The 17,001-nt window shown below is 71.4% G+C and carries 11 protein-coding genes and 1 tRNA gene; 4 read left to right on the top strand and 8 right to left on the bottom strand.

The genetic code is table 11. From position 1 onward, the window contains the following. Positions 1-12: 12 nt before the first annotated feature. Positions 13-1,329 (bottom strand): peptidoglycan-binding protein, encoded by a 1,317-nt coding sequence (locus tag ACH41F_RS23140; RefSeq protein ID WP_391235980.1) that lies wholly within the window; start codon positions 1,327-1,329, stop codon positions 13-15. A 176-nt stretch (positions 1,330-1,505) separates the two neighbouring features. On the opposite strand from ACH41F_RS23140, the gene ACH41F_RS23145 reads away from it, so the two are divergent. Together ACH41F_RS23145 and ACH41F_RS23150 are read left to right on the top strand one after the other, a co-directional pair. Beyond that, positions 1,506-1,579 (top strand) — tRNA-Lys (locus ACH41F_RS23145). Between the two features lie 398 nt (positions 1,580-1,977). Continuing rightward, positions 1,978-5,103 (top strand): BTAD domain-containing putative transcriptional regulator, encoded by a 3,126-nt coding sequence (locus ACH41F_RS23150; RefSeq protein WP_398837281.1) that lies wholly within the window; start codon positions 1,978-1,980, stop codon positions 5,101-5,103. Between the two features lie 98 nt (positions 5,104-5,201). Here ACH41F_RS23150 and ACH41F_RS23155 read toward each other — a convergent pair whose 3' ends face one another. Then, complete coding sequence (locus tag ACH41F_RS23155) at positions 5,202-6,038, bottom strand: ABC transporter permease (RefSeq protein WP_398837283.1); 837 nt, start codon at positions 6,036-6,038, stop codon at positions 5,202-5,204. Positions 6,039-6,128: 90 nt separating this feature from the next. Continuing rightward, positions 6,129-7,088, bottom strand: coding sequence for an ATP-binding cassette domain-containing protein (locus ACH41F_RS23160; RefSeq protein ID WP_391235989.1), 960 nt, complete (start codon positions 7,086-7,088; stop codon positions 6,129-6,131). A gap of 947 nt (positions 7,089-8,035) precedes the next feature. On the opposite strand from ACH41F_RS23160, the gene ACH41F_RS23165 reads away from it, so the two are divergent. Both ACH41F_RS23165 and ACH41F_RS23170 read left to right on the top strand, forming a co-directional pair. Continuing rightward, positions 8,036-10,027: a glycosyltransferase family 2 protein gene (locus tag ACH41F_RS23165; RefSeq protein WP_391235993.1), complete on the top strand. Its 1,992-nt coding sequence runs from the start codon at positions 8,036-8,038 to the stop codon at positions 10,025-10,027. Then, entirely contained in the window at positions 10,024-11,961 is a 1,938-nt protein-coding gene (locus tag ACH41F_RS23170) for a galactose oxidase-like domain-containing protein (protein ID WP_391235996.1), read from the top strand. Before ACH41F_RS23165 ends, ACH41F_RS23170 begins: the two co-directional genes overlap by 4 nt. 78 nt (positions 11,962-12,039) lie before the next feature. On the opposite strand, the gene ACH41F_RS23175 is transcribed toward ACH41F_RS23170, so the two are convergent. The 5 genes from ACH41F_RS23175 to ACH41F_RS23195 all read right to left on the bottom strand — a co-directional run bounded on the left by ACH41F_RS23175 (position 12,040) and on the right by ACH41F_RS23195 (position 16,621). After that, positions 12,040-13,059, bottom strand: coding sequence for a glycoside hydrolase family 6 protein (locus ACH41F_RS23175; protein WP_391235999.1), 1,020 nt, complete (start codon positions 13,057-13,059; stop codon positions 12,040-12,042). 540 nt (positions 13,060-13,599) lie between these two features. Continuing rightward, positions 13,600-14,205, bottom strand: a complete 606-nt coding sequence (locus ACH41F_RS23180) for a class F sortase (protein ID WP_391236419.1) — start codon at positions 14,203-14,205, stop codon at positions 13,600-13,602. Between the two features lie 49 nt (positions 14,206-14,254). Further along, positions 14,255-14,824 carry a hypothetical protein gene (locus ACH41F_RS23185; RefSeq protein WP_398837286.1) on the bottom strand — a complete coding sequence of 190 codons (570 nt, stop codon included), beginning with the start codon at positions 14,822-14,824 and terminating at the stop codon, positions 14,255-14,257. A gap of 174 nt (positions 14,825-14,998) precedes the next feature. Next, the gene (locus ACH41F_RS23190) at positions 14,999-15,778 is read right to left on the bottom strand and encodes an HAD-IIA family hydrolase (RefSeq protein WP_391236005.1); all 780 of its coding nucleotides are present in this window, start codon (positions 15,776-15,778) and stop codon (positions 14,999-15,001) included. Between the two features lie 105 nt (positions 15,779-15,883). Then, positions 15,884-16,621 (bottom strand): hypothetical protein, encoded by a 738-nt coding sequence (locus ACH41F_RS23195; RefSeq protein ID WP_398837288.1) that lies wholly within the window; start codon positions 16,619-16,621, stop codon positions 15,884-15,886. Between the last annotated feature and the right edge of the window lie 380 nt (positions 16,622-17,001).

The following is a 17,001-nucleotide window of genomic DNA, read 5'->3' on the forward strand; positions in this document are numbered from 1 at the left end:
CCGGAAGGCGGCCTAGGCGAACAGCCGCCGCCAGGTCTCCGGCCCCGGGTAGCCGTCCGCGGCGCCGCCTCGCCAGCCCTGCGCCCGCTGGAAGGCCTCCACGGCCCGGCGGTCCGCCTCGCCCCAGCGCGGACCCGGGCCGGTCGTGTAGTACCTGCCGAACCCTTTCTTCACCAGCTGCTTCCCGAGCTGGGTGACGTACGTGTTGACGGCCCCGGGCCGCAGCATCGCCCGCCCCGGATAGCCGGGCACCCCGTGCGAGGAGGGTGCCCCCGGTGCGGTGGGGGCGGGCGGGCCGGCCGTCCCGGCGCCGATGTCGTTGCCCTCGCCGCTCACCAGCAGCGCCCAGGTCTGCGGCCCCGGCAGCCCGTCCGCGTCCGCGCCCCGCCAGCCCTGTGCCTGCTGGAAGGCCTGGGTGGCCCGGCGGTCGCTGTCGGTCCAGCGCGGCCCGGGGCCCGAGGAGTAGTAGCGCTGGGCGCCGCGCTCGACGAGCATGCGGCCCAGCTGGGTGACGTACGTGTTGTTGGCGCCGGGGCCGAAGTAGGCGGCTCCGGGATAGGGGGTGCCGGTGGGCTCGCTCGGCTTGTCGCTGCCGGCCGCGCCCGCGATCAGCCCCTTGTAGCGGTACGCGGTGTAGCGGGCCGAGTTGCTCCAGTACGCGTACGGAGTGGCCTGCTTGCGGGCGCGCGGGCGGGTCTCCTCGTAGGCGATGTAGTAGGTGTGTGTGTAGTCCGTCCAGCCGCCGAAGATCACCACGTGCGAGCCGGCCTGCGGGTTCGCCGGGTTGTGGAACAGCAGGATGTCGCCGGGCTGGAGGTCGTCCTTGGGGATCTTGACGCCGTACTGGTCGAGGCTGCCGGTCCATTCGTTGCCGGGCAGGCTCCAGGCCATCGAGACGAAGCCCGAGCAGTCCTGGCGGTAACCGTCCGACCAGTACTCCGTCATGCTGTACGGCACCTGCGCGGCGACCCATTTCTTGGCCCGGTTGATGATCTCGGCGCGGGTGGTGGACGGCGCCTTGACCACGGCCGGCTTGCCACCGGGACCGTGCAGCGGGGCCTTGCCGCCCTGCGGGGTGTCGGGCTCGTCACCTGCGGGAACGCCGGGACGGGCGGGGTGGGTGAGGTGGTCGGGGGTGTGCGGGGCGGCGAGGGCGGGGGCGGTGTGGCCGACGAGAGCCGTGGAGGCCGCCGCCGCGAGGATCACCGCCCGGTGGGCGGCGGGGTGACGGCCGGTGCGGGAGTGCGGCAGGACGCGCCGCCAGTGGACGCATCCGGGGCAGTCGCAGTCGCTCGCGGGATCGAGTTCCTCGAATACCGGAGTCTCCATGCGATGCCCCTCACACTCCAGATGGAAATGTCCGCAGTTGTGCACATTCGTCAGTTTCTCAACTGTCGTCCGGACGCGCATGTTGACGGTCCGAATGATGTACGGCACCCCCTTGCACCCCTGGTGAGGCGTCCGGAGCACCCCCGGAGGTCGGGTAGAGTTCTCCGAGCCAGCAGGCGCCGCTAGCTCAGTTGGTTAGAGCAGCTGACTCTTAATCAGCGGGTCCGGGGTTCGAGTCCCTGGCGGCGCACCTTGGAAGGGCCCCTCGTGAAAGCGAGGGGCCCTTCGGGCGTTTCCGGGGGCGCTGGGGGCCAGAGGGCTCCCGGGGCCGGGAGGGCGGCTGGGGGTCTGGGGGTTACCCCCCAGGGAATGCAGCATCAGCGGGTCCGGGGTTCGAGTCCCTGGCGGCGCACCTTGGAAGGGCCTCTCGTGAGAACGAGGGGCCCTTCAGGCGTTTCCGGGGGCACGGGGGCGCTGGGGGCCAGGGGACTCCGGGGGCCGGGAGGGCGGCTGGGGGTCTGGGGGTTATCCCCCAGGGGATGCGGCATCAGCGGGTCCGGGGTCCGGGTTTACCCGGGGCGGCAAGTGGGTGATCCTTGGGCCGCGTTGGGGTTGAGGGGCAGCCCGGCGGAGTGGGGGGGGATTGTCATGTTCAGGGTGGAGTTGCTGGGGCCGGTGCGGGTGTGCGGCGAGGGCGGGGCCGTCGACGTCGGCGGTGTGCGGCTGCGGATGCTCCTCGCCCGGCTCGCCCTGGAGGGCGGTCGCCCCGTCTTCGTCGACTCCCTCGTGGACGGACTGTGGGGCGAGCAGCCGCCGGCCGACGCGGGCAACGCCTTGCAGGCCCTGGTGTCCCGGCTGCGCAAGGCACTGCGCGGCACCGGCACCGTGGACGCCGTGGCGGGCGGCTACCGGCTCTCCGTCGCCCCGGAGGACGTGGACGCCCACCGCTTCGAGGACCTCGCGGGCCGGGGCCGGCGCGCCCTCGCCGCGGGGCGCGCCGAGGAGGCGGCCCGGACCCTCGCGACCGCGCTCGGGCTGTGGCGGGGCGCGGCCCTCGCCGACGTCCTGGACGCCCCCTTCGCCGGCGCCGCGGCCACGCGCCTCGACGAACTCCGGGCGGCGGCCATGGAGGACCGCTTCGACGCCGAGCTGCGCGTGGGACGGTACGCCGACGTCCTGGCCGACCTCGAGGCGGCGGGCGCCCGGCGTCCGCTGAGCGAGCGTCTCGCGGGGCTGCGGATGCGGGCCCTGGCGGCGGCGGGCCGCCAGTCGGACGCCCTCGCCGTCTACGAGGACCTGCGCGCCGGACTGGGCGACGAACTCGGCGTCGACCCCTCGGCCGAAGTGCGTGACATCCATCTCGCGCTGCTGCGGGGCGAGTTGGAGCGGCCCGCCCGGCCGGCCGACGCCCCGAGCCGGCTGCCGGCCCGGCTGACGAGCTTCGTGGGACGCGACGGCGAACTGGAACGCCTCGCGGATCTGATGGGTTCGGCCCGGCTGGTCACCCTGGTCGGCCCGGGCGGCGCCGGCAAGACCCGGCTCTGCCTGGAGGCCGTGACCCGCGACGGCGCGCACGCCCGGGACCGGGTCCGGTTCGTCCCCCTCGCGGGCGTGAGCGACCCCGAGCGGCTGGCCGACGCGGTGCTCGGCGCCCTCAGTTCCACCGACGGACGCCTGTACGAGGGCGGCGGCGCCCAGCAGACCTCCCCCGTGGAGCGGGTGGCCGCGCTCCTCGGCAGCGGCGACGCCCTGCTGGTGCTGGACAACTGCGAGCACCTCGTCGAGGCGGCCGCCGCACTCGCCGAACAGCTCCTCGTACGCCTTCCCGAACTGCGCGTCCTCGCCACCAGCCGTGAGCCCCTGGCCATCGACGGCGAGTCGCTGTTCCACCTCGGCCCGCTGGAGGTGCCCACGGGATCGCCCGAGCCCGCCGAGGCGCTGGAGACGGCCGCGGTCCGGCTGTTCGTGGACCGGGCCGCCGGCATCCGGCAGGGCTTCACCCTCGACGAGCACACCCTCGACGCCGTCCTGGAGATCTGCCGCCGCCTCGACGGGATGCCGCTCGCCCTGGAGCTGGCCGCGGCAAAAATGCGCTCGATGGGTGTGGAGCAGATCGCGCGCCGCCTCGACGACCGGTTCCGGCTGCTCTCCTCCGGCAGCAGGACCGCCCTGCCGCGCCAGCGCACCTTGCTGGCGATGGTCGAGTGGAGCTGGGACCTGCTCGACGAGCCGGAGAGGATCCTCGCCCGCCGGCTGTCCGCCTTCCCCGGCGGGGCGACGCTCGCCGCTCTGGAGGAGGTCTGCCCGGACCCGGAGCTGCCCGCCGACGACGTGCTCTACGTACTCGGCGCACTGATCGAGAAGTCGCTGGTGCAGGAGGTGCGCGACGCCGGGGGCGAGTCGCGCTACCGGATGCTGGACACCGTCCGCGCGTACGCGGCCCGCCGCCTGGCCGAGTCCGGCGACGACCTCACGGACCGCTTCACCGCGTACTACCTGGACCTGGCCCAGCGGCACGAGCCGCTCCTGCGCACCGGCGAGCAGCTGCGCGCCACCGCCGTCTTCGACGCCGAACACGACAACCTCACCCACGCGTTGCGGCTCGTCCGGGAGAGCGGGGACCGGGAGACGGCGGTGCGGTTCGGCGCCGCGATGTTCTGGTACTGGGGCATTCGGGGGCTGGGGAGCCGGCTGGAGACCCATCTGGCGGAGCTGGGGGACCCGGGCGGCGAGCGGGACGGCCCGGGGCGTGAGCGGGGTGGCCGTGACGGCGAGCCGGCGGGTTCGGGTGGGGATTCGGCCGTGGACCGTGAGTTCCGTCCCGCCGGGCTGCTGCTGCGGATGTCCCAGGTCGCCTTCGCGGACGACGCCCCCGCCCCCGACGACCTCCTGCGCTCGGCCGACCCCTGGGTGCGGGCCAGCGCCCATCTCGCGCGGGACTTCGCCCTCACCGAGCAGGGCGACCTGGAGACCGGCGCGCACTCGCGGGCGGAGGCGCTGCGCGGGTTCGAGGCGGTCGGCGACCGCTGGGGGATCGTGCTCGCGCTGATGCCGATCGGCCGCGACCACTCGCTGCGCGGGGAGCACGCCCCCGCCATCGCGACCTTCGAACGGGCCGTCGCCCTCAGCTCCGAGCTGGGCACCGAGGACCACCTCTACCTCAGCAAGGCCCGGCTCGCCCGGGAACGCCGGCGCAGCGGGGACCTCGACGGCGCCTTCCGCGATCTGCGCGCCGCACACCGCCAGGCCAGGGAGCGCGGTCAGCTGCGGCTGGAGGCGAACATCCTCGTCGGCCTCGCCAACGCGCACCGGATGTCCGGGGACCTGGAGGAGGCGAACCGGACCCTGGACCATCTGGAGGCGCTCTCCCGGCGCCGCCCCGACCTGGCGGAACTCGCGCGTGACCTGGTCGTCAGCACCCGGGTCGAGAACCGCCTCGCCGAGGGCCGCGCCGCCGAGGCCCGGGCCCTGCTGCCCGAGGCGGCCGGTGCCCTGTTCGGCCAGGGTGCCGGGGCGGGCCTCGCCTGGGTCGCCGAACTCCTGGGCGGCCTGCGCACCCTGGAGGGCGACCCCACCGCCGGCGCCACCTCCTTCGGCATCAGCGAGGTCATGCGCGGCGCCTTCGACGCCGGTGAGCCGGAGCTGCGGGGGCATCGGGCGCGGATGGTCGAGGCGCTGGGCGAGGACGGTTACCGGGCGGCGTACGAGAAGGGGTCGTCCATGCGTCGGGCGGAGGCCCGGGACTGGCTGGAGCGGGAGGCGCTGGGGGGTTGAGGACCGGGGCGGCACGGGACCGGGGCCGGGGTCCCGGGCCGCGCGCGTCGGACCGGCCGCCCTGGGGTGGGCGGCCGGTCCGGGCGGGGTGCGGAGGGTCAGGTGTTGTTCCTGCGGTAGGCGCGCAGGGCCAGCGGCAGGAAGACGACGACCATGCCGGCCATCCAGGCGAGGCTGCCGGCCAGCGGCGAGGCGACCGGGCCGCTGTCGAGGAGGCCCCGGGTGGTGTCGGCCATCAGGGAGACGGGATTGACGTCCGACCAGGCGCGAAGCCAGCCCGACATGTCCTCGGCGGGGACGAAGACGTTGCTGGCGAAGGTGAGCGGCAGCACCAGGATGGTCATCAGACCCTGCACGGAGCCCGGGGTCTTCGCCACCATCCCCAGCCACACCGACATCCAGGAGAAGGACATCGCGAAGGCGATGAGCAGTCCGAGCGCGGCGAGCGCGGCCGGCACGGTGGTGTCGGGGCGGTACCCCATCACCAGCGCGAGGACGACCAGGGTGCCCAGGCACACCGCGTAACGGACGAAGTCGGCGAGGACCGCGCCGATCAGCGGCGCCGAGCGGGCGATCGGCATGGACCGGAACCGGTCGAAGATCCCGGTGCTCGCGTCCGCGTTGAGGGCGACGCCGATGCCGATGCTGGCCTGGAACACGGTCATGACCATCACGCCGGGGACGATCAGCTGCACATAGGCGTCCTGGTCGCCGCCGGAGATCGCCTTGCCGAAGAGGTAGACGAACATCAGCAGGGAGATGACCGGGGTGAGGACCACGTCGACCAGCTGGAGCGGCGACCTCACGAACTTGGTCGCGCCCCGCCCGGCCAGCGCCAGGCTGTGCCGGAGCGTCGGTACGAGACCGATCCGGGCGGGTCTGGCGGGGGCGGGTGTCGAGGTGGTGCCGGGGGTGGTGAGGGTGTCGGTGGCCATGACGGTCGGGTCCTTCCGGGACAGCAGGGCGGGGAACGGAGGCGCGGGGATCAGCGGGCGGGGATCAGTCGGCCGCGGGGCGGGCCGGTGTCAGGCCGCCGCGGGTTCCGCCGGGGTCGGTGCCGGTGCGTGGCCGGTCAGGGCGAGGAAGACCTCGTCCAGGCTCGGCAGCCGCAGGCCGAGTTCGTCGGCGGAGATGCCGGCGCCGTCGAGCCGGCGGGCGACCGCGGAGACCAGCAGCGGCTCGTCGGCCGGCACGGTCAGCACGCCCGAGTCCTCGGCGGGAGCGTGTCCGGACAGTTCGGCGAGGATCGCGGCCACCTGCGGGGCGTCGGTCGGCACGGTCGGGCGGACCTGGAGGATCTGACCGCCGACGCGGCGCTTGAGCTCACCGGGGCGCCCCTCGGCGACCTTGCGGCCCTTGTCGAACACCGTGATGGAGTCGGCGAGCTGGTCGGCCTCCTCCAGGTACTGGGTGGTGAGCAGGACCGTGGAGCCGTCCGCGACCAGCCCCCTGACCACGTCCCAGACCTCCTGGCGGGCGTGCGGGTCGAGGCCGGTGGTCGGCTCGTCGAGGAACAGGATGCGGGGCCGGCCCACCAGGCTCGCGGCCAGGTCGAGCCGGCGGCGCATACCGCCGGAGAAGGTGGCGATGGGGCGCTTGGCCGCCTCGGTGAGCGAGAAGTCCTCCAGCAGCCGTGCGGCCCGGGCCCTGGCGTCCCGCCGGGACAGTCCGAGCAGCCGGCCGATCAGGACCAGGTTCTCGGCGCCGGAGAGCGTCTCGTCCACCGAGGCGTACTGGCCCGTCAGTCCGATCAGCTGCCGCACCCGGACCGGGTCCGCGGCGATGTCGTGGCCGCCGATGGTCGCGCGTCCGGCGTCGGGGCGCAGCAGGGTGGCCAGGATGCGCACGGTGGTGGTCTTGCCCGCGCCGTTGGGGCCCAGGACGCCGACCACCTGGCCGGCCGGGACCTCCAGGTCCACCCCGTCCAGGGCGGTGAAGTCGCCGTACTTCTTGACCAGCCCCTCGGCGCGGATCGCGTAGGACATCATCAACTCCTCGTCAGCTGCCTGTCGTTCTCGATGGACAGGACTGTGCCGGTGCGCGCTGACAGGGCGCGGACATCGCGCTGACACGGCTGACGGGCGCGCTGACAGGACGGTCGGGGGCTGTCAGGGCAGGGCGGACGGGCACCTCACCGGAACGGCGGGCGGGGCGGGTGTCTGGCCGGATACCCTCTCGCCATGGCAGCGCGCGACCTCCGCAAGCGGATCGGACGGCTCATCCGCGACGGACCGCGGCCCCTTTCCCGGTCGCGTTGAACTGGACGGGCCCGTGGACCGTATGGAACGGCGGACGGCGACGGGCGGCGTCGGCCCGGGCGGCACCGACCGAGCGTTTTACGCCACCGTGCGCCGGGGTTGGGCGCCGGGGCGCCGGGCGGGGCGCCGGGGCGCCGGGCGGGGCGCCGGGGCGCCTTCCACCGCCTGGGCAGGGGTCCCAGGGGTGTGCCGCGGGTTCCGGCCGTCCGCCGGGGGCGTCCGGCGATCTCGGATGCGGTACGGTCCGAGGATGCGATACGGGCAGAGGAGGCGATACGGGAGCACTTCGGTACCTTCCGTCCTCCCCTGTCCACACCCTCCCCGCAGACCCCTCACAGGGGCCACAATGAACGCGTATGACCGGTAAACACCGCGTTTCGTATCTTGCGATCATGCCTGGCACCGTAGAAACCTGGTTTTCAGGTTGCTGCGGATTCGCGGCACTTGGGGGGTACGGACGCGGTTGCCGGTCCGGCGGGGAGAGGGGCCCCGTTCGATATGTCGATGCCGAGGGGGGCATCATGCAACCGGAAGGTCGCAGTTCCATGTCTAGGGATGTGGAGAATGTGGTGACTGCGACCCACCACTGATACGTCTGTGACGGTCGAGGGGGACTCGAGCAGACGTAAGGAACCGACACAGCACGCGATGACGCGCGTGTGGGGGGATGACTCATGACGTCGACGCCGACGGGCGCCCGGCAAGACTTCGACCCGTCTCAGACCACCCAGCTCAGGGTGGCCTCACAGACCCGGACGGGAGCGTTCCGCCGGATCAAGAAGACGCTGCCGAAGTACGACTACGAGCACTACAGCCGGCTGGCCGGTCCCCTCACGCAGCCCGATCCGTCGAAGCCGTACAAGGTGGAGTACCGATCGCTGATCTCGCAGGAGACGCACCGCATACGGGTCGCCCTGATGCTGGCCGCCGCGCCAGTGCTCTCCCTGGTCCTGCTGTTCTGGCTGCTCCAGCCCGAGCACTGGACCGAGCGCGACTACGTGGACTTCAAGTGGCTGCCCGCGCTCGACATCGTGATGCTCGTCTCGATCGGCCTGATCGAGTTCTTCCGCTGCATGAACGTGCTGTCCAACGCGCACGCCACCCTGGTCGCCCGTGACCCGATCCCGGTGGTGCCCGAGACCGGCACGAGAGTGGCCTTCCTCACCTCCTTCGTGCCCGGCAAGGAGCCGTTGGAGATGGTCACCAAGACCCTGGAGGCGGCCGTCAAGCTGCGCCACCGGGGCCTTCTGCACGTGTGGCTGCTCGACGAGGGCGACGACCCCGAGGTCAAGGAGGTCTGCGCCCGGCTCGGCGTGCACCACTTCTCCCGCAAGGGCATCGCCAAGTGGAACCAGGCCAAGGGCCCGCACCGCGCCAAGACCAAGCACGGCAACTACAACGCCTGGCTGGACGCGCACGGCGACGACTACGACTTCTTCGCCTCGGTCGACACCGACCACGTGCCGCTGCCCAACTACCTGGAGCGGATGCTCGGCTTCTTCCGCGACCCGGACATCGGCTTCGTCATCGGCCCGCAGGTCTACGGCAACTACGACAACTTCGTCACCAAGGCCGCCGAGTCGCAGCAGTTCCTCTTTCACGCCCTCATCCAGCGCGCCGGCAACTACTACGGCGCCCCGATGTTCGTCGGCACCTCCAACGCGGTGCGGATCAGGGCGCTCAAGCAGATCGGCGGCCTGTACGACTCGATCACCGAGGACATGGCCACCGGCTTCGAGATCCACCGCCACAAGAACCCGGCGACGGGCCGCAAGTGGCGCTCGGTGTACACCCCGGACGTGCTCGCGGTCGGCGAGGGCCCGAGCGCCTGGACGGACTTCTTCACCCAGCAGATGCGCTGGTCGCGAGGGACGTACGAGACGATCCTCAAGCAGTACTGGAAGGGCTGGTACTCCCTGCCTCCGGGCAAGCTCTTCAACTACACCATGATGATCATCTTCTACCCGATGTCCGCCCTCAACTGGATCCTCGCCGCCCTCAGTTGCGCGCTGTTCCTGGGCCTGGGCGCCTCGGGTGTGAACATCGACCCGACCGTGTGGCTGATGCTCTACGGCAACGCCTCCGCCCTCCAGATCGGCCTCTACGTCTGGAACCGCCGGCACAACGTCTCGCCTCACGAGCCGGAGGGCTCCGGCGGTGTGGCCGGCATGGTGATGTCCGCGCTGTCCGCCCCGCTCTACGCCAAGGCCCTGATCGACTCCGCGCTGCGCCGCAAGAGCAAGTTCGTCGTCACCCCCAAGGGCGACTCGGCCAGCCCCGACCGGTGGTTCGGGACCTTCCGCTACCACTGGTACTTCATCGCCATCTTCGGCGCCTCGATCGCCGCCGGCTTCGTCTACGGCCACTCGCACCCCGCGATGATCATCTGGGCGATCTTCGCCATGCTGATCACCGCGACGCCGATCCTCGTCTGGCGGCACATGCTGCGTCAGGAGAAGAAGAAGCCCGCCGCGGAGCCGCAGAGCCCGGCGGCCCCGGCGCAGCAGCAGTACCAGCCGCAGCCGCTGCCGGCCCAGCACGCCCCGGCGCAGAAGCCGAGCTGGGCCGCCTCGAACGCCCCGCACGACAGCGGGAGCGGCGCAGGCGGGGGCAACGACCAGACCATGCAAATCGCCCTGGGTGGACTTGGGGGACGTAAGGAATGAACGACCGTGCCGGACGCCGTCGGGCCCGTCGCCTAGCGATAGGCACGGCGGTGGTACTCGCACTGGCCGGGATGAACGGGCCGTGGCTCTACCGCTTCGGGACCGAGAAATACCACCAGTACCAAATCAACAAACCGGAGTACAAGGCCGAGAACGGCAAGTGGGAGGTCGTCGACTTCCCCGAGGAGTACCGGCAGAACACCATCCACGCGGCGCTGCTGCGCACCGGCAAGGTGCTGCTCGTCGCGGGGTCCGGGAACAACCAGGACAACTTCGACGCGAAGAAGTTCGACACCCGGATCTGGGACCCGGTCAAGGGCACCATCAAGAAGGTGCCCACGCCCACCGACCTGTTCTGCACCGGCCACACCCAGCTGGCCAACGGCAACCTGCTGATCGCGGGCGGCACGAAGCGGTACGAGAAGCTGAAGGGTGACGTCACCAAGGCCGGCGGCCTGATGATCGTCCACAACGAGAACCCGGACAAGCCGATCACGCTGCCCGCGGGCACCAAGTTCACCGGCAAGGAGAACGGCAGGACGTTCGTCTCCAAGGACCCGGTCGTCGTGGAGCGGGCCACCAAGGTCTTCGACAAGAAGACCGGCGTGTTCCTGCGCAACGACCCCGGGCTGGGCCGGATCTACGTCGAGGCGCAGAAGTCCGGCGCGAAGTACGAGACGGGCACCCAGGACAACTACCGGATCCAGGGGCTCTCGGGCACCGACGCGCGCAACACCTACGGCATCGCGCAGAAGCTCGCCCTCGACAAGAAGGACTTCCAGGGGATCCGGGACGCCTACGAGTTCGACCCGGTCGCCGAGAAGTACATCAAGGTCGACCCGATGAACGAGGCCCGCTGGTACCCGACGCTCACCACCCTCAGCGACGGCAAGATCCTCAGCGTCTCCGGCCTCGACGACATCGGCCAGCTGGTGCCGGGCAAGAACGAGGTCTTCGACCCGAAGACCAGGACCTGGACGTATCTGCCGAAGACCCGCCAGTTCCCGACGTACCCCGCGCTGTTCCTCATGCAGAACGGCAAGGTCTTCTACTCGGGGTCCAACGCGGGCTACGGGCCGGACAACGTCGGGCGTGACCCGGGCGTCTGGGACGTCGACACCAACAAGTTCACCAAGCTGCCGGGGCTCAGCGACCCCAAGCTGCTGGAGACCTCCGGCACGGTGCTGCTCGCGCCGGCGCAGGACGAGAAGTACATGGTGGTCGGCGGCGGCGGGGTCGGCGAGTCGAAGCAGTCCAGCGACAAGACCCGGATCATCGACCTCAAGGCGGACGACCCGAAGTTCGTGGACGGGCCGACGCTGGAGAAGGGCACCCGGTACCCGAACATCTCGGTCCTGCCCGACGACTCCGTGCTGGTGTCGGGCGGTTCGGAGGACTACCGCGGGCGCGGTGACTCGAACATCCTCCAGGCGCGGATCTACCACCCGGAGACCAACACCTTCGAGCAGGTGGCGGACCCGCTGGTCGGCCGGAACTACCACTCCGGGTCCATCCTGCTGCCCGACGGCCGGGTGATGTTCTTCGGCTCCGACTCGCTCTACAGCGACAAGGCCAACACCAAGCCGGGCGAGTTCGAGCAGCGCATCGAGATCTACACGCCGCCGTACCTCTACCGGGACTCGCGGCCCTCCCTGTCCGGCGGTCCGCAGACCGTCGAGCGCGGCGGGTCCGCGACGTTCACCTCACGGCACGCCTCGACGATCGAGAAGGTGCGGCTGATCCGGCCGAGCGCGGCGACGCACGTCACGGACGTCGACCAGCGGTCGATCGAGCTGGACTACAAGGTGTCCGGCGACAAGATCACGGTGACGGTGCCGAAGAACAGGAACCTGGTCCAGTCGGGCTGGTACATGCTGTTCGTCGACGACGACCAGGGGACGCCGAGCAAGGCCCAGTGGGTCAAGGTGCCGTAGAGGCCGTCATCCGGCTGCGACGCCGTCGTGGCCGGTCGCACAAGTCCCCGCGCCCCCCAGGGGCGCGGGGACTTGGCGTTACTTGGAAGCCTTCGCCAGGTTCAAGGCGTACGCCGGCCACCACTGGCCCGCCTTCGGGCCGCCCTTGCACTCGCCGTCCGACTCCCCCGGGCGCTTGACCCAGACGTACGCGTCGACCAGCGGGTCCGCCGTCTTCGTCGTCGGGGTCTCGCCGAGCGCGCGGCCGGGCGGGTTGCACCAGCGTTCGTCGGCCTTGCCCTCGTTGTAGGGGCCGTTGCCGTTGCGGCTGGTGTCGATCACGAAGTGCTTGTTGCCGACCTTCGCCGACAGCTGCTTGCCGTAGGCGATGGAGTCCTCGGTGGAGTAGAAGTTGGAGACGTTGACCGAGAACCCGTCGGCCTTGTCGACGCCCGCCCACTTCAGCGGCTCGAAGATCTGGTCCGGATGACCCCAGCCGGCGTTGCCCGCGTCCAGGTAGACCTTGGTGTTCTTCAGGGACTTCAGCTTGCTGATGGCGCCCTGGAGGAGGTCGTAGCGCTCCTCGTGGAACTCGTCCTGGGTGCAGCCGTCGACCAGGTGCAGGATCGCGTCCGGCTCCAGGACCACCGTCGCCGCGCGGTCCCCGATCCCCGCGGCGACCCCGTCGATCCAGCTCCGGTAGGCATCGCCGTCGGCGGCGCCGCCCTGCGAGTACTGACCGCAGTCGCGGTGCGGGATGTTGTAGAGGACCAGCAGGGCCGTACGGTCCGCCTTGTCGGCGGCCTCGGTGAAGCCGCGCGCCTCCTGCTCGGGGTTCTCCGTGCCGATCCACTGACCGGTGGGCTGCTCGGCGATCTTGCGGATCTGTTCGGCGTCCGCGTCCTTGCCGGCCTTCTCGTACTCCGCGACCTGCTGGGCCGCGTTGCCCTCCGGGTTGACCCAGAACGGGTCGGTGCCCTTGGGCTGTTGCGTGATCCTGGCGCCGGACGACTCGTCCGGATCGTCCTTGTCCCCGGAGGAGGAACATCCGGCGATCAGCAGTGCCGCCCCCAGCACCATCGCGGACGTCCTCATTCCGGCCCCCCTCGTGCCGTACATCAAAATCCCCCTCGGTGGGCAGTCCAAGGGTCAATCCTGACATACGTGCCCTGAGGCCAGGAGATCGCCTGCGGCTTGTCGGGGAGCTGTTACAGCGGTGGTGGGCAAGCAGGGGGGCGTCGGGGGGTGGGGGTTGTGGGGCGGGGGTGGGGGTGGGGGTGGGCGTTACGGGGCGGGGGCGGGGGTCGCGGGGCAATTCGCGGTGACATGTATCGCCGGCACATGGTGGAGAAGCGGCGCCGGCCGACCTGGCGTCAAACGGCCTCTAGGCCTCGGGGGTCATCGGCTCTACAGTTTCCTGGAGAAGGCTTCAGACCCCGGCCTACTGTCCACCACATCTGGCTTGCGAACCTCCCGCGTCCGGCGCCGGGTTACTCCCGCATCCCGTGCGCCCGCGGTTGAGGACCAGCCCGGTCGGCGGCTTCAGGGGGAGCGGGCCGCCGACCGGGACTGGTTTTGGGGGCGTGGAGCGCCCGGGTGGGTGGATCTCCGGGTGCGTGGATCGCTGGGTGGGTGGATCTCCGGGTGCGTCGCCGGTTTCTAGAGGCCGGTGCCTGTCAGGTATGCCGAGACGATCACGTTCGCCGTGTAGCTGCGGGTCGACCGGTCGAAGGTGCCGCCGCAGGTGATGAGGCGCAGTTCCGAGCGGCCCCGCTCATGGGTGGCGTAGGCCTGGTGGGCGTCGAAGCGGTCGCGGGCCACCACCTGGACGTCGTCCACCGTGAACTCCGCGACCCTGCCGTCGTCCCGGATCACCCGGATCGTCTCGCCCGGCTTCAGCGCGCTCAGCCGGTAGAACACGGCGGGGCGGGTCTCGGTGTCCACATGCCCCACCATCAGCGCGGCCCCGGCCGCCCCCGGCCTCACCCCCGCCGCGTACCAGCCGACCACGCCCGCCTGCTCGAACGGCGGCGGGTCGATCGCGCCGTCCCGGTCCAGTCCGCGCGCCACCACCGGGGCCTGCACACCCAGCCCGGGGATGTCTACGCGCTGCGGCAACGCCGGGCCCAACGGCCTTACCGCGGGCGGCAGATCGACATCGGGCGGGCGTCCCACCGCCGCGACGTCGCCGGTCGTCGGGGCGGATATCCCGTGCCGTACGTCCGTCACCTCCCGGCCCCACAGCCACAGGCCCAGCAGCAGCATCGCCCAGGCCACCCCGGTCAGCAGGCGGCCCGTTCCCCAGGGGCGCACGTCAGTCCGTCCCACGGCCCCGGCGGACCCTTCGCAACGCCACCGCCGCCGCGGCCACCGCGGCCAGCACCAGGCCGGTCACCGCCTGCGCGGTTCCCGGGCCGGCGTCGTCCACCGACGCGAGATGGGCGGCGCCGCCACCGCCTGCGCGGACGGGCGCGGTGGGGGTGGTGGGGGGCGCGGGGGTCGTGGTGGGGTGCGGGGTCTTGTCCACGACGTTCAGTGCCGACCTGCGGGGCGTGTCACCGCAGGTGAACTCGACGTCGTAGGAGCCTGCCCTGAGGTCCGTGCGGATCCGGGTCTCGCCGGTGAGGGTGCCGGCGGTGCCGGAGAGCCGCACGTCGGCGACGAAGGCCGTGGAGGTCGCGGTGCCCGTCCTGGTGGCGCAGCCGTTCACTCGGAGGGCGATGTCGGTGCCGGGGAGGGGGGTCGAGGGGGTGACCGTGACGTCGGCGCCTTCGGCCGCGCGTGCCGCGTGTGCCGCGGGGGTGGTGACGGTGGTCACGGCGGCGGTGACGGCCGTGGTGACGGTCAACAGTCCGGTGCAGAGCGTGAGGCGTAGTGGACCCATCGTGAACCTCCAGATATGTGGAGAGTCCCCCGGGGGCGGCGGGCCCGCATCCTCAGGGGGCCGCCGCTGCTCCGTATGAGTCGTCGCGTTGTGGTGGGGGGTGCGTTTTGGGTTCGGGGTGCGTTTTGGGTTCGGGGCGCGTTGTGGGTTCGGGGCGCGTTGGTGCGTTTCCTGTCAGATGCGGTCTACGAGGTCCGCGATCGAGTCCACGATCTTGGACGGGCGGTACGGGAAGTTCTCCACCTGGTCCGGGCGGGTCAGGCCGGTGAGCACCAGGAAGGTCTGCATCCCCGCCTCCATGCCCGCCAGTACGTCCGTGTCCATACGGTCGCCGATCATCGCGCTGGTCTCCGAGTGCGCGCCGATCGTGTTCAGGCCGGTGCGCATCATCAGCGGGTTGGGCTTGCCCGCGAAGTACGGCTGCTTGCCGGTCGCCTTGGTGATCAGGGCGGCGACGGCGCCGGTGGCGGGCAGCGCGCCCTCGGCGGAGGGGCCGGTCTCGTCGGGGTTCGTGGCGATGAAACGCGCGCCGTCGTTGATGAGCCGGACCGCCTTGGTCATGGCCTCGAAGGAGTACGTGCGGGTCTCTCCGAGAACGACGTAGTCGGGCTCGTGGTCGGTCAGGATGTAGCCGATGTCGTGCAGGGCGGTGGTCAGACCCGCCTCGCCGATGACGTACGCCGTCCCCTCCGGCCGCTGGTCGTCCAGGAACTGCGCGGTGGCCAGGGCGGAGGTCCAGATGTTCTCGATCGGGACGTCCAGGCCCATGCGGCGCAGACGGGCGTGCAGGTCGCGCGGCGTGTAGATCGAGTTGTTGGTGAGGACCAGGAAGGGCTTCTCGGACTCGCGGAGCCTCTTGAGGAAGGCGTCGGCGCCGGGGATCGGTACGCCCTCGTGGATGAGGACACCGTCCATGTCGGTGAGCCACGATTCGATGGGCCTGCGGTCTGCCATGTGCGGGATCTCCTGCCGTACGCATGTACGCGGTGCTGCGTCGGGCCCAGCCTAGACAGTGGCCGGATCTTGAGGGAATGGCCGACTTCGGGTCGGTTCATCGGCTCATCGGCGGCGGGTCAAGAGGAGGGTGCCGCCGGTGGTGAGGAGGAGGGCGGCGGCGAGGGTGCGGGCGGCAGTGGGGGTGGGGGCGGTGAGGCCGGTGCCGGCCAGTTCTTCGCGGTGGGGTGGGGTGGGGGTGCGGGGGCTGGGGCTGGGGCCGGTGGGGTCGGGGGTGGTGGGTGAGTCCGGCTCGGCCTCGATCGTGAAGCGGTAGTCGTTGGACTGGCCCACCCAGTCGCCGTCGTCGTCGTGGCGCTGGACCACGGCCGCGTTGGCGGTGATCTCGTTCGGTACGGCGTCGGAGGTGAGGGCCAGGCGGACCTTTACGGTGAGGGTCTTGCCGGGGCCTACCGTGACGCCCTTTCCGCCGAAGGCGCCGACGAGTTCGTCCTGGTCGGTGGGTTCGAGGCGGACTGGGCGGGGGGTTGTGCCGTCGTAGAACTCGAGCTGGGGCTGGTCGCGTTCGAGGGTGTGCTTCTCGTCGACCAGGACGATGACCGGGTGGATGTCCTCGCAGGTCCGGCGGGTGGTGTTGGTGAGGTCCAGGTACCAGGTGCCGTAGCCGCCGCCGGCCTCGTAGGTGTCCGGGCCGCCGTGGATGCGGGTGGTGAGGGGGAAGGTGCGGGTGTCGTGGGTGGTGCAGGTGGTGGGGGCTGGGGCCGCCGCGGCGTGGGTGGAGGTGGGGAGGAGGAGGGCGGCTGCTGCGGCTAGGGGGAGGGAGAGGGGCGTGAACAGTCGCATGAACACATGACCATGACGGGTGGGGGGTGGGATTGGGGGGTGGCGCTCCGGGTGGGGGTGGAATGCCGCCCGATCGGCGGGTGGGGGTTGCGTCTCCGCGGTGCGTTGTGGGTCGGGGCCGCACCGGGGGGTGTCCGTCCTCGGTCGGGCGGAACTGCGGGACCAAGCTGTGCCGTAGGTCGGACGCCCGACACTGCGGGCGGGCACCCCCCGGTACGTCCCCTTCCGCCGTGGCGCCAGTGCGGGTCACCTCCGGCCCGCGTCACCCCTTCCCGCCGTGGCGCCGGTGCGCATCTTTCAGCCCGTCCGGCGTTTGAGGACGAGGCCCCTTCAGGGCCGATGGGGGTCTGGGGGCGCAGCCCCCAGGGTTTGGGCGGGGG

The organism is Streptomyces sp. NPDC020489, assembly GCF_044386545.1.
GTDB lineage: Bacteria > Actinomycetota > Actinomycetes > Streptomycetales > Streptomycetaceae > Streptomyces.